Below are 13068 nucleotides of genomic sequence, written 5' to 3'. Positions count from 1 at the left end.
ACGGGGTCGATCGAGCCTAGCAGCCGGGCTCCCCCGCGCCGCCGTCCACCCCGCCGCAGGGAACGGGCGTCGCGGCCGGGCAGACGGACGGGACCGGACCCCGCAGGGCCCGGTCCCGTCCGGTGGAAGCGGAGGCGACCCGGGGCTCAGCCCTCGAAGGTGCCGAGCGTGACGGTGACCGTCTGCGAGTCGCCGTCGCGCGTGAACGTGACCTCTGCGTCGGCCCCACCGGCCAGCGCACGCACCTGCGCCGTCAGGTCGGTCTGGTCGCTGATCGGCACGCCGTTCAGCGCCGTCACGACGTCGCCGGACTGCAGTCCCGCCGCCTCGGCCGCGCCACCGGCCGACACCTCGGAGATCAGCGCGCCGACCGTGTCGCTCTCGCCACTGGCCTGCGCCGACGTGACGGTCGCGCCGAGGAGGCCGTGCGTCGCCGCACCGTTCTCGATGATCTCGTTGGCCACGCGCTCCGCGAGGTTCGCGGGCACCGCGAAGCCGACGCCGATGTTGCCGGCCTGGCCCGAGTCGCCGGTCGAGAGGATCGCGACGTTCACCCCGATGAGCTTGCCGTCGGAGTCGAGCAGCGCACCACCGGAGTTGCCCGGGTTGATCGCGGCATCCGTCTGGATGACCGGGATGGAGATGAGGCCGCCGCTCTGGGACTGCTGCTGCTGGCCACCGCCCTCCTGTCCGTCGAAGTTCCAGAAGTCGAACGGGCTCTGCTGCGACTCGTCGCCGCCGTCCTGGCCGTCGTCGGGGGTCGTGGGCGCGGCCGACGACTCGACGTCGATGCTGCGGTTCAGCGCGCTGATGATGCCGTCGGTGACGGTGCCCGACAGGCCGAGCGGTGCGCCGATGGCGATCGCCGTGTCGCCCACGTTGAGCTCGTCGGAGTCGGCGAACTCGATGGGCGTGAGGCCCGACGCGTCGACGAGCTTGATCACGGCGAGGTCGCTGAGCGGGTCGGTGCCGATCAGCTCGGCCTGGTAGAGCCGGCCGTCGTCGGTCTTCACCTGGATCGTGGGCGTGCCCGTCGCGCCGTCGAGCGTGACCACGTGCGTGTTCGTGAGCACGTAGCCGTCGTCGGACAGGATGATGCCCGAGCCGGTGCCCTGGCCCTCGCCCTGGGCGCCCGCGACCTCGATGGTCACGACGCTCGGGCTCGCCGACGCGGCGACCGCGCTGACCTGGTTCACCGAGTCGGTGTCGTTCACGACGATGCGCTCGGCGCCCGACGAGGTCTGCGTGGTGGTCGCGTCGTCGCCGCCGACGACCAGGGCCGTGACGCCGGCGCCCGAGGCGCCGCCGATGAGGGCCGCCGCGACGATCGCCGCAGCGACGCCGAGGCCGACGCGACGCGGCTTTGCCGGTGCGGGGGCGGCGGATGGCGCGGCGGGACCGCCGAACGCCGGCGGGACGATGCCCGAGCCGCCCGACGCGGCCGGCGCGGCGGACTCCGCAGGCGAGGTGGCGCCGGGGACCGGAGCGGTCGGCGCGGTCTGAGCCGCCTGACCCGGGGCCGGGGCGGCTGCGGGCTCGTGGCGGTACTCCGGTGCCACGTACGGCTGCGGCGCCTGGCCCGGCGTGTAGACGGTGCCGGTCGCACGCGGCGCGCTCTCGGCCGCGGCGGGCTCCGAAGCGGCGGGCTGCGGCGCTTCGGTGCGCGTCTCCGCGGGCTCGGGGATGGTGGTCTCAGGGCGGGCTTCGGACTCCTGGTCGTGCCCGCCGGTGGTGGTGTCGGTCATGGTCGCTCCCTTCCAGCGAAGCCAGCATCGCCCTGCAAGCTGTGCGGCGCGTCGGCGGTTTCTATGACGGACCTATGCCGGTGCCGGGAACCGACCGGGCGCCCACGCAAGCGTAACGAACCCACCGTGACGTACGGTGTGAGCGTGGAACCCGCCCGCTCCCCTCGTCTCGCCCCGTGGCAGCGCACCGCGGAGGGCGCCGGCCTGCTCGCCGCCGACGGCACCGTCGCCGCGACCGTCTTCGCCGAGATGAGCGCACTGGCCGTGTCGACCGGCGCGATCAACCTGGGCCAGGGCTTCCCCGACGAGGACGGCCCGCGCGAGGTGCTGGAGGCCGCGCGCGAGGCGATCGCGCACGGCGTCAACCAGTACCCGCCCGGTCCGGGCATGCCCGCGCTGCGCGAGGCGATCTCCCGCCACCAGCACCACTGGTACGGCCTCTCGGTGGATCCGATGCGCGAGGTGCTCGTGACGGCCGGCGCCACCGAGGCGCTCGCGGCGACGCTCCTCGCGTTCGTCGATGACGGCGACGAGGTGCTCACGTTCGAGCCGTCGTACGACGCGTACGGCGCCCTCATCGCGCGTGCCGGCGGCATCCATCGCACCGTTCCATTGCGGTTCCCCGACTGGCGGCCCGACCACGACGAACTGCGCGCCGCCGTGACCGATCGCACCCGGATCATCCTCGTCAACTCGCCGCACAATCCCACCGGCGCCGTGCTCGACCGCGCCACGCTCGAGCTGGTCGTCGAGCTCGCCCACGAGCACGACGCCCTCATCGTCACCGACGAGGTGTACGAGCACCTCGTGTTCGACGGCGAGCACGTGCCCGTCGCCACGCTGCCGGGCGGATGGGAGCGCACGCTGTCGATCTCTTCGGGCGGCAAGACGTTCAACACGACGGGGTGGAAGATCGGCTGGGTCACGGGTCCCGCCGCCCTCGTGACGGCCGTGCTCGCGGTGAAGCAGTACCTCACGTTCGTCAACGGCGCGCCGTTCCAGCCGGCGATCGCCGCGGGGCTCGACCTCCCCGATCGCTTCTTCGCCGAGGCATCCGCCTCGCTCGCCGCGAAGCGCGATGTGCTCCTCGCGGGTCTCGAGGCGGCCGGCTTCGCGACATCGGTCCCGTCGTCCGGCTACTTCGTGGTGGCGGATGCCGCGGCCCTCGGCGAGCCCGACGGGCCGGAGTTCTGCCGCGATCTGCCGCACCGCGCGGGAGTGGTGGGCGTACCCGTGACCGCGTTCGTGCACCCCGACCGACGCGACTCGGTGCGAAGCCTCGTCCGGTTCGCATTCTGCAAGCGCCGCGAGGTGCTCGAGGAGGCGTCGGCGCGACTCGCCGCGCTCACTCCTCGCGAAGGGGCGCCGGCCGCTCGGTGACGGCGAAGCGCCGCAGCGCGAGCGCCGGGTTCAGCCGCCGCACCGCAGCGATCCGTTCGGTGGAGATCCATGCGACCGCGACGTCCTCCTGCTCGCCGATCGTCGCGACCTCGACGCCCATGGGATCGACGATCATGCTGTTGCCCGCGCCGACCGGCGGCGCGTGGTCGGCCGCGACGACGAAGGCGGTGTTCTCGAGCGCCCGCGCGGTCGTGAGCGTGCGCCAGTGCGCCTCCTTCAGCGGCCCGCGCACCCACTCGGCGGGCATGCAGATCACGTCGGCGCCGGCGTCGACGATACGACGCGAGACCTCCGGGAACCGCACGTCATAGCAGGTCTGGAGGCCGAAGCGGATGTCGCCGACCGCGAAGGTCTCGGGATCGGCGATGTCGCCCGGGGCGACCCACTCGGACTCGCGCTGGCCGAACGCGTCGTAGAGGTGCAGCTTGCGGTATCGCGCGACGATCCCGTCGCCGGGCGCGATCGCCACGACCGTGTTGGCCACCCGCCGCTGTCCGTCGAGCTGCTCGATCATCCCGGCGACGACGTGCAGCCCGAGCCGGTCGGCGATCGCGCGCAGTTCGCGGGTGAACGGTCCGTCGACCGGCTGCGCGGCATCCAGCCAGTCCGTCCCCGGCGTGGGCGTGAACCAGCTCGAGTACTCGGGGAAGACGACCAGGCGAGCCCCGCGCGCGGCCGCGCGTTCGGCCAGGCGCTCGATCGAGGCCAGGTTCGCAGCGGCGTCGTCACCGGGTGCGAACTGCGCCGCAGCGACCGCGAACTCCGTGCCATCCGTCTGCATGGCCCTCAGCCTACGGCGGGCGCGAGGGCTGACCACTGGTGCGCCGACCATGCGTTCGGAGTAAGTTCGAAGGAGCCCGGAGACCTCATCGAGGTCGAGGAGGCGTATGGATCATCGGACCACGCCTGATCCGCGATCGCGGCACGGACGTCGGGCCGCCGACGTCGGGTCGAGCGAGCCGGCATGTCTGCTCATCGCCGACCTCTCCGGCTACACGGGCTACCTGACCGGCGTCGAACCCGATCACGCACGCGACATCCTGGCGGACCTCATCGGAACCATCGTCGACGGTCTGCGTCCCGCGTTCCGGCTCGTCAAGCTCGAGGGTGACGCCGCCTTCGTGATCGCATCCGGCGAGCGCATCGACGGCTCGCTGCTCCTCGACACCGTCGAACGGTGCTACTTCCGGTTCAGACGGCGGCGGCGCGACGTCCGCCAGGCGACGTCGTGCCCCTGCAACGCGTGCGCCCGGATCCCGGATCTCGACCTCAAGTTCGTGGTCCACCACGGCGCGATCCTCGAGCAGCGCGTGGCCGGGCAGGACGAGGTCCTCGGTTCCGACGTGATCCTCGTCCACCGCCTGCTCAAGAACCACGTGATCGCCGCGACGGGAATCGACGCGTACGCGTTGTTCAGCGGCGCGTGCGCCGATGCGATGGATGTCGACCTGGCCGCGCTCGGGCTGAAGTCCGCGAACGAGACGTACGACCGGATCGGGACGGTTCCGATCTGGGTCCTCGACCTGGAGCGTCGGTGGCGCGAGGAGGAGTCGAGGTCGCACGTGGTCGTCGACGCCTCGGATGTGCTGATCGGGCTCGAGACCAGGACCTCGGCGCCCCCGCAGGTGGCGTGGGAGTTCCTCACGGCGCCGGGTCGTCGACTGGAGTGGGAAGAGGGACTCACCGGGCTCGAGGTGCTGGCGGTGGGAAATCGACGTGGCGTCGGGACGACGAATCACTGCCTCCACGGTGACGAGACCATCGTCGAGGAGGTGCTCGACTGGCGGCCGTACGACGACGTGACGCATCGGACCACGTTCACCACCCCGCTCGGATCGGTCACGGTGCTGTCCACCACCGAGTTCGAGCCGACGCCGGATGGTGGGACGCTCATCCGCCATCGCATCGGATCGCCCCGGACCATCCGGGAGCGTCTCGTCATGAAGCTCCTCGGCTCACGCCTGACCGCGTCGCTTCGGGCGAGTGCCGTCGCCCTGACTGGCGAACTCGATGCGGTCTCGCAACGCTCGGGCAACCAGGTCGACGAACCGGACCTCCCTCGCGCGGGACGGGACGGTCCCCTCGCCGGGCTGGCGTGACCATCGGTTCGCCCGGGGCGCATATCAAACACGATCCGGATGGCGTTGGCAAGACCTGTCGCGGCTCATAGTCGGATGGTGTACTGGCCCGATCAACGCGCGCGATCGACACGAGACCGCACGCTCGATCGGCCCCTACGCCGACGGACGGACCGTCTCGGGGCGGCGGGGGCCTCGACAGAGGGGAACACGCTGTGCTCCGAACACCACGCGGCGTCATGGGCGCCGTCGCCGTGGGCGCCGCCGCGATCACGATCGCCGTTGCATCCGCCACACCGGCCGCGGCCAGTCACGGAGGTGACCTGCCCGGCGAAGAAACGATCACGCTGCCGATCAACGACAGCGAGGCCGGCGGCACGTACGAGCAGGACTTCACCCGGGTGTACGCCGGCGAGACGCCGGACGGTACGCCGGTCTATATCTACGTGCCCGAGGACACGCCGCTCGACGGCAGCGCGCCCGAGGGCGTCGACAGCCTCGACCCGGCGTTCGACCACAACCCCGACGATGAGTTCGTGCCCTGCGAAGACCGCGATGTCGCGGACTTCACCATCACGCAGGAACAGATCGACTACATGGGCGACCAGCTCGCGAACCAGATCGTCGCGGTCGACGAGGAGCACTTCGGCCCCATGGATGCGGCCGATCCTGAGCACCCCGAGAGCGACTCGCTCGTCATGGTCGTCTACAACGTGCAGGACGCCAACTACTACGACTGCGCCGAGACCACCTACACGGCCGGCTACTTCGCGCCGGAGTTCATCGACTCCTCGAGCATGAACGTGATCGTCATCGACGCGTTCGACTGGGCGAACCGGGTCGGACCCGCGGACTCGGAGTGGAACGACGACGACCCGTCCAACGATGCGCCCACCCTCTACGAAGGCGTGATCGCGCACGAGCTCGAGCACCTGCTGCACAACTACAGCGACCCGGGCGAGCTCAGCTGGGTCGACGAGGGTCTCGCCGACTTCGCGGTGTTCCTCAACGGCTACGACGTCGGCGGATCGCACCTGACCTACCATCAGGTGTTCTACGCCGACACCTCGCTCACCCGATGGGGTGGCGGCTTGCAGAACTACGGCGCGGCCTACACCTTCTTCCAGTACCTCTGGGAGCAGGCCGGCGGCAACGGCGACGGGACGTACACCCCCGACAAGGAGTACGACGGCGCCGGCGGCGACCTGCTGATCAAGCTCATCTTCGAGAACGAGCTGAACGGCATGGAGGGCGTGCAGGCGGCGATCGACGCATTCAACGCCGAGACGGGCGCCGACCTTCGCTCGGTCGAGGAGCTCTACCGCGACTGGGCCGTGGCGGTCTACCTCGACGATGAAGACTCCGACGTCTTCGACATCAAGGCCGTGAACTTCGGCGACCCGAAGGACACGAGCTGGACGATGGACATCGCCGACGACCAGTTCTGGGGCGGCCGCGGCGACAACCGAGGCGCGCAGCCCGCCGCCAAGTGGGACCGCCGCACGAACGGGCAGAGCGGCGTGGCAGTCCCCTACGGCATCCAGGTCGAGCGGTTCCGCAACCCCGGACCGACGGTCGAGCTGTCGTTCGCCGGCGAGCCGACCACGCAGGTCGCCCCGCACAGCGGCGACACGCACTGGTACGCCGGGTACGAGAGCCAGTCCGACCACGTCCTCGACGTGGAGACCGACGGCGACGTCGAGACGCTCGACTTCTGGACCTGGTACTTCATCGAGGAGGGCTGGGACTACGGCTTCGTCGAGGCGCTCGTCGACGGCGAGTGGGTCACCGTGCCGCTCGTCGACGACTCGGGCGCGACGGTCACGACCGACGACGACCCCCACGCGAACAACGAGGAGGGGAACGGCCTGACCGGCACCTCGGGCGGCGAGTACTTCGTCGACGAGCCCGAGTACGTCCACCTCACCGCGCAGCTGCCTGAGGGCACGACCGACGTGCAGTTCCGCTACTCGACCGACGCGGCGTACCTCGACACCGGATGGTTCGTCGACGACGTGATGGTCGACGGTGCGGCCGCGACGCTGTCGTCCGACGAGGGTGAGTGGTTCGAGACGACCGGCCTCCAGGACAACAACTGGACCGTGCAGATCATCTCGAGCTGCGACCTCACGCCGGGCGTGGAGAGCGACTTCGAGATCGTCGACGAGGCCGGGAACTACGTGTACCGCCTCGAGCAGGACGAGATCACGCTCGCCCTCGACACGCGATGCGCGAACGGCTCGAAGCGCGACTTCGCGGTGCTCGTGTCCAACCTGCCCACGGGCGACCTGGACACGCTCGATGCGGGATACACGCTGACCGTCACCAACACGAACACCGGCAACGGCAAGAAGGGCTGACCCGCCCGCACGACGGAAGGCCCCGGTCCGATCGGACCGGGGCCTTCCCGTCTGCATTTCCAGTCTACCGGCGGACCGGGGGCTTGCCGCAAGCACCCGGTGAGGGCGCAGAATGGGCGGCCGACCTGCGATTCCCTGCTCGAGGAGTTCTCCTGACCGTCACCGCCTTCGCCCTTCCCGACCGCCTCGCCCACAAGGCCGACCCCGCCCTGATCGCCGACGACGAGCGGCACTTCGCCGCCATCGCCGGGCGGCTCGACGAACTCGCCGCCGACGTGTCCGGTCGCCTCGACGATGCCCGCCGACAGCGCACTGGAGGCGGGCAGTCCGCGCTCGACCGCGATCTCGAGGTGCACCGGCTGACCGCCCGCCTGCGCACCCTGCGCCGGTTCGGACTGGACCTGTGCCTCGGCCACATCGTCGACGCGCAGCACCACGAGCCGATCTACATCGGGCGGTTCGGGCTGACGGATGACTCGGGCCGGCGACTGCTCGTGGACTGGCGTTCCCCTGCCGCCGAGCCCTTCTTCGCGGCCACGCACGCCGACCCGAGGGGCCTCGTCCATCGCCGCCGCTACCGCTGGACGCGCGGGCGCGTGACGGACTACTGGGACGAGGCGTTCACCGAGGACGAGCTGCGCGGGCACGCCGCGGCGCTCGACGACCAGTCGGCGTTCATCGCGAGCCTCGGCGAGAGCCGATCGGCACGGATGCGCGACGTGCTGGGCACCATCCAGGCCGACCAGGACGCGATCATCCGCGCCGGTTCGCGCGGCGCGCTGGTGGTGGACGGCGGCCCGGGAACCGGCAAGACCGTCGTGGCCCTGCACCGCGCCGCGTACCTGCTCTACGCGGACCCACGGCTCGCGCACCGGCGCGGAGGCGTCCTCGTCGTCGGTCCGAGCGTGCCGTACCTCGACTACGTCGCCGACGTGCTGCCCGGGCTCGGCGAGGAGGGCGTGCGCAGCTGCACGTTGGCCGACCTCGTGCCCGAAGGCGCCGGCGCCGTGCACGAGACCGACCCGGTGGTCGCACGACTGAAGTCGACGGTGGCCATGGTGGCGACGATCGACGCGGCCGTCGCCTATCACGAGCAGCCGCCCACGGAGCCCATCACGGTCGAGACCGAATGGGGCGGGGTCGACGTGGAACCGGAGGACTGGGCGGAGGCCTTCGCAGCGCCTGAGCACGGGACGCCGCACGATGAGGCCCGCGCAGAGGTCTGGCAGGAACTGCTGCGACTGATCTGCGACCGGCACGATGACGTGTCACCACACCTGCTCCAACGGGCGCTCGCACAGAGCGTCGAACTCACGGGCGCCTTCCGGCGGGCGTGGCCGTTGCTCGATCCGGCGGGTGTGGTCGCCGATCTGTGGTCGGTCCCCGAGTACCTGCGTCGTTGTGCGCCGCACCTCGCGCCGGGTGAGGTCGACCTCCTTCAGCGCTCGCATGCGCGCGCGTGGACGGTGTCCGACCTGCCGCTGCTCGATGCGGCTCGGGCGCGGATCGGCGATCCCGATGCCGCGGCCCGGCGGCGCCGGCGCGAGGCGGCCCTGGCCGACGAGCGCGAGCAGCGTGAGATGGTGCTCGAGCACCTCATCGCGGCCGACGATTCGGAGATGGCGGTGATGTCCATGCTCCGAGGGCAGGACGTGCGGGCCGCACTCACCAGCGCGGACGAGGACGTTCGCACGGAGGTCGACCTCCTCGCGGGCCCGTTCGGACACGTCGTCGTCGACGAGGCGCAGGAGCTGACGGATGCCGAGTGGCTCATGCTGCTCCGGCGGAGTCCGTCGCGCAGCCTCACGATCGTCGGCGATCGGGCTCAGGCTCGACGCGGCTTCGCCGAATCGTGGTCCGAGCGACTCGCATGTGTCGGCATCGATCGCGTCACGATCGCGACGCTCGGCATCAATTACCGCACTCCCGAGGAGGTCATGCTCGCCGCCGAGCCCATCATCCGCGCCGCACTGCCCGACGCCAACGTGCCGACCTCGATCCGCCGAACGGGGGTGCCCGTGTCGTACGCCTCACTCGACGAGCGCGACGCGATCCTCGACGCCTGGCTCGCCGAGCACGAGCAGGGCGAGGGGATCGCGTGCGTGATCGGCGACCTGACGTTCACCGGCTCGGCCCGGATCCGATCGCTCACCCCCCGACTCGCCAAGGGACTCGAGTTCGACCTCGTCGTGCTCGTCGATCCCGACTCGTTCGGCTCGGGCGTCGAGGGCGCCGTAGACCGCTACGTCGCCATGACGAGGGCCACCGGCCGGCTGGTGGTCCTCTCGCGCGACTGACGGCGACGCGCCGCCTGCGGGTCGGGTGGGTGAGCGGGCCTGCTCAGACCCGGGACGGGTGGAGTCTCGCTCGCACCCGGTCGACGATGGCGAGGAGGTCGGCGGTCGTGGCCTCGAGCTCATCGAACGCGTCCAGCAGGTCCGACCTGCCGGTGCCTGCCTCAGCGGCGAGGAGCAGGTCGGTGCAGACGTTGAGCGCGGCAGCCCGGGTGCTCGCCGCCAGGGTCGCCGCGGCCACGCCGACGTCGGCGAGGAGCAGCGTGCTCGAATCGTCTCCCAGCTCCTGCAGTACCGGCACCAGCTTCGAGGCGAACCGGCCGAGCGACGCCGCCGACTCGGCGGCCACGAGACTCGCATCGCGCCGCGCCGTCGACCGGTCGTGCGGATCGTCCGGCTGGTTCGCCGCGGCGAAACCCGCCGAGGCGTCGGCGTCCTGGTCCGCCATCGCGGGCGCGGCGTCGCGGATCGCGGCGGAGAACGCCTCCAGCGACCGCCGGTGCACCTCTTCGTCGGGCGAGTTCCGCCGGGTGCGGTGCGCGACGACCATCTCCGCGAGCGCGGCCGCCATGCCCGCCATCAGCGCGGCGGCGGCACCACCGCCCGGACCCGGTCCGGTCGAGGCGAGCGACCGCAGCCACTCGGAGATGGGCTCGTCGGCCGTCAGTCTGCCGTCCATGGAACGAGGCTAGACCCCGCGACAGGGGATGGCTTCTCGCCTGCGCGCCATCCGCCGGAAAGCCAGAGGCCGGTATCGGATGTCTCCGATACCGGCCTCTGATTGGTTGCGGGGCAGTGTGTGGTTTCAGGACATCGTTGACGGGTGTGTCGGGACATCGACGACAGCGTGGATGTGTCGGGACATCGTTGACGGGCTCGACGATGGGGCATGTCGAGAGGGAACCGGAATCGTGTCATCGCCCACGCCATCGTCGACGGCGGCTTGACCGCCGCGGACGCCGCCGCACGGTTCGGGATCAGCCGGCAATGGGCGAGCACGCTGGCGAACCGGTACCGGGAAGGCGGCGACGACGCGCTCGAGCCACGCTCCCGCAAGCCACGGCGATCACCGACGCGCACCACCGAAGGCATGCGGCAGCGGATCCTGACGCTTCGAACCGAACTGGCCGGCGCCGGGCTCGATGACGGCGCCGAGTCGATCCGCGATCGGCTGACCCGCGCCGGTGAGAAGGCCCCGAGCGTGTCCACGATCTGGCGGATCCTGCGCGCTGAGGGCGTCGTGATCCCGCAACCGCAGAAACGGCCGCGGTCCTCGATCATCCGGTTCGAAGCCGTCCAGCCGAACGAGACCTGGCAGTCCGACTTCACCCACTGGCCCCTCGCCGACGGCACCGACGTGGAGATCATCTCCTGGCTGGACGATCACTCCCGATACCTTGTGCGCATCAGCGCGCACGCCCGCGTGACCGGCCCGATCGTGGTCGCCACCTTCACCAGCGCCGCGGATACGCACGGGCTGCCCGCGTCCACCCTGACCGACAACGGCATGGTCTACACCACCCGGTTCGCCCGCGGCGGCAGCGGACCGAACGGGTTCGAGACCCTGCTCGGCCGGCTCGGGATCACCCAGAAGAACGGCTCACCCGCGCACCCGCAAACCCAGGGCAAAATCGAACGCTTCCACCAGACCCTCAAGCAGTGGCTCCGACGGCAACCGCCCGCCGACACGATCCAAGCCCTGAACCAGCAGCTCGAGCACTTCCAGGAGCTGTACAACGAGCACCGCCCGCATCGCGCGATCAACCGAAGCACCCCCGGCGAGGCGTACCGGTCGCTCCCGAAAGCCGAACCCCGACTCCGCCACGGCGACGAGCACTGGCGGGTCCGCTACGACACCGTCGACAACGTCGGCACGATCACCATCCGCTACGCCGGCCGACTCCGACACCTCGGCATCGGCCGCGCCCACGCCGGCACCCCCGTCATCCTGCTCATGAACGGACCGCAAACCCTCGTCACCGCCAGGCACACCGGCGAACTCCTCGCCGAACACATCATCGATCCCGGCCGCGACTACCAACCCCGGAAACGACAGAAGCCCCTCCCGAAGGAGGGGCTTCATGTCAACGATGTCCCGGAACATCTGTAAACGATGTCCCGACACATCACATGGTTGCGGGGGCAGGATTTGAACCTACGACCTCTGGGTTATGAGCCCAGCGAGCTACCGAACTGCTCCACCCCGCGGCACAAGAGATAACACTAGCACGGCTTCCGAGGGCGGTCGAATCGGGGGTGCAGGCCGGGCGCGTCGGCGGTGTCGGGGTCTCGGTACGCCGCTTCGCGGCTACTCGACGACCGCGGACGCGCGCGAGGCGACGACCTCGTACGACAGCGGAAGCCACGGCTCGGCGGGCCAGCCGTACATGCCGTCGCCCTTCGGCACGGCGATCGGGAAGATCTGCCAGGGCACCTCATGGTGCTCGGCGAACCGCTCGATGGCGAGGCCCGCATCGCGCATCGCGCCGAGCACTTCGCCGAGCGGATGGATCCACTCCACCGTCCGCGAACTGGCGAGCCTCGCCTCGGGGTCGGCGTAGTCGCTCGGGTCGTCGAACTCGATCACGTCGGTCGAGGTGTACGGGTACGAGAAGACCGGGAGGCCGCCCGGTCCGCCGTCGCCGTCGAACACGAACGCCGCGGGGTGCCCGTCGGCGAAGTACAGGCCACCGCCGGGCTTGAGGAACCAGGCGATGATGCGCGCCCACTCCGCGACATCCGGAAGCCAGCCGATCGTGCCCCACGTCGTGAAGACGAGGTCGAACGACTCGGGCTCGGGCAGCCGGTGCCGAGCGTCGTACACGTTCGCCTCGATGAAGCGGGCGCGGTCGGCCACACCGAGCTCGGCCGCCATCCGCCGGGCCTCCTCGACCGCAGGTCGGGAGAAGTCGAGGCCGACGGCCGTGGCGCCGGCGTTCACGAGGGAGAGCGTGTCGGAGCCGAAATGGCACTGCAGGTGCAGCACGCGCACGCCGTCGAGGCCGTCGGGGAACAATCGTGCGATGCCGGCGGCCGCGATCGGGTCGAGCTGGCTGCCGCCCGCGCGCAGGTCGGCACGGTCGTAGAACGGCGACGCGACGTGCACGGGCACGCGCTCGTCCCAGTTCGCCCGGTTCGCGTCGAGCCAGTCGCCGCTCGTCAGGTCGAGGTCGCGGTCGCGTTCCACGGC

9 protein-coding genes and 1 tRNA gene are annotated in these 13068 nt (G+C 70.8%); 5 read left to right on the top strand and 5 right to left on the bottom strand.

Going from position 1 to position 13068, the window contains the following annotated elements; translation table 11 throughout:
* Positions 1 to 146: 146 nt before the first annotated feature.
* Complete coding sequence (locus BLT99_RS03135) at positions 147 to 1745, bottom strand: S1C family serine protease (RefSeq protein ID WP_092669216.1); 1599 nt, start codon at positions 1743 to 1745, stop codon at positions 147 to 149.
* 144 nt (positions 1746 to 1889) lie between these two features.
* Between BLT99_RS03135 and BLT99_RS03130 the strand changes: the two genes are divergently transcribed.
* A complete protein-coding gene (locus tag BLT99_RS03130) occupies positions 1890 to 3125 on the top strand; it encodes an aminotransferase class I/II-fold pyridoxal phosphate-dependent enzyme (protein ID WP_229724712.1) in 1236 nt (411 codons plus the stop codon).
* Here BLT99_RS03130 and BLT99_RS03125 read toward each other — a convergent pair.
* On the bottom strand, positions 3091 to 3927 hold the full coding sequence (locus BLT99_RS03125; RefSeq protein WP_092669214.1) for a carbon-nitrogen hydrolase family protein: 837 nt from the start codon (positions 3925 to 3927) through the stop codon (positions 3091 to 3093). The two genes, BLT99_RS03130 and BLT99_RS03125, sit on opposite strands and share 35 nt — an antisense overlap.
* Before the next feature lie 106 nt (positions 3928 to 4033).
* Here BLT99_RS03125 and BLT99_RS03120 point away from each other — a divergent pair, with 106 nt between their 5' ends.
* The 3 genes from BLT99_RS03120 to helR all read left to right on the top strand — a co-directional run bounded on the left by BLT99_RS03120 (position 4034) and on the right by helR (position 9881).
* A complete protein-coding gene (locus BLT99_RS03120; protein ID WP_092669213.1) occupies positions 4034 to 5245 on the top strand; it encodes a DUF2652 domain-containing protein in 1212 nt (403 codons plus the stop codon).
* 194 nt (positions 5246 to 5439) lie between these two features.
* Positions 5440 to 7584 (top strand): immune inhibitor A, encoded by a 2145-nt coding sequence (locus BLT99_RS17930; RefSeq protein ID WP_229724713.1) that lies wholly within the window; start codon positions 5440 to 5442, stop codon positions 7582 to 7584.
* Positions 7585 to 7736: 152 nt separating this feature from the next.
* Complete coding sequence (gene helR / locus BLT99_RS03115; RefSeq protein WP_229724726.1) at positions 7737 to 9881, top strand: RNA polymerase recycling motor ATPase HelR; 2145 nt, start codon at positions 7737 to 7739, stop codon at positions 9879 to 9881.
* A gap of 43 nt (positions 9882 to 9924) precedes the next feature.
* On the opposite strand, the gene BLT99_RS03110 is transcribed toward helR, so the two are convergent.
* On the bottom strand, positions 9925 to 10557 hold the full coding sequence (locus BLT99_RS03110) for a cyclodeaminase/cyclohydrolase family protein (protein WP_092669210.1): 633 nt from the start codon (positions 10555 to 10557) through the stop codon (positions 9925 to 9927).
* Positions 10558 to 10767: 210 nt separating this feature from the next.
* On the opposite strand from BLT99_RS03110, the gene BLT99_RS03105 reads away from it, so the two are divergent.
* Positions 10768 to 11988, top strand: coding sequence for an IS481 family transposase (locus BLT99_RS03105; protein WP_092669208.1), 1221 nt, complete (start codon positions 10768 to 10770; stop codon positions 11986 to 11988).
* Positions 11989 to 12009: 21 nt separating this feature from the next.
* Here BLT99_RS03105 and BLT99_RS03100 read toward each other — a convergent pair.
* Positions 12010 to 12086, bottom strand: a tRNA-Met gene (locus BLT99_RS03100).
* Between the two features lie 100 nt (positions 12087 to 12186).
* Positions 12187 to 13065 carry a class I SAM-dependent methyltransferase gene (locus tag BLT99_RS03095; RefSeq protein ID WP_157674922.1) on the bottom strand — a complete coding sequence of 293 codons (879 nt, stop codon included), beginning with the start codon at positions 13063 to 13065 and terminating at the stop codon, positions 12187 to 12189.
* Positions 13066 to 13068: the final 3 nt, after the last annotated feature.

The sequence above is a fragment of the Agromyces flavus genome (assembly GCF_900104685.1).
Taxonomy (GTDB): domain Bacteria; phylum Actinomycetota; class Actinomycetes; order Actinomycetales; family Microbacteriaceae; genus Agromyces; species Agromyces flavus.
The sequence above is the reverse complement of the archived record's forward strand: the minus strand, read 5'-3'. Positions and strand labels throughout refer to the sequence as shown.

Excerpts from the sequence above, each read along its gene's own strand:
- BLT99_RS03135 (WP_092669216.1), bottom strand. The coding sequence starts at position 1,745 with ATGACCGACACCACCACCGGCGGGCACGACCAGGAGTCCGAAGCCCGC.
- BLT99_RS03125 (WP_092669214.1), bottom strand. The coding sequence starts at position 3,927 with ATGCAGACGGATGGCACGGAGTTCGCGGTCGCTGCGGCGCAGTTCGCA.
- BLT99_RS03120 (WP_092669213.1), top strand. The coding sequence starts at position 4,034 with ATGGATCATCGGACCACGCCTGATCCGCGATCGCGGCACGGACGTCGG.
- BLT99_RS03110 (WP_092669210.1), bottom strand. The coding sequence starts at position 10,557 with ATGGACGGCAGACTGACGGCCGACGAGCCCATCTCCGAGTGGCTGCGG.
- BLT99_RS03105 (WP_092669208.1), top strand. The coding sequence starts at position 10,768 with ATGTCGAGAGGGAACCGGAATCGTGTCATCGCCCACGCCATCGTCGAC.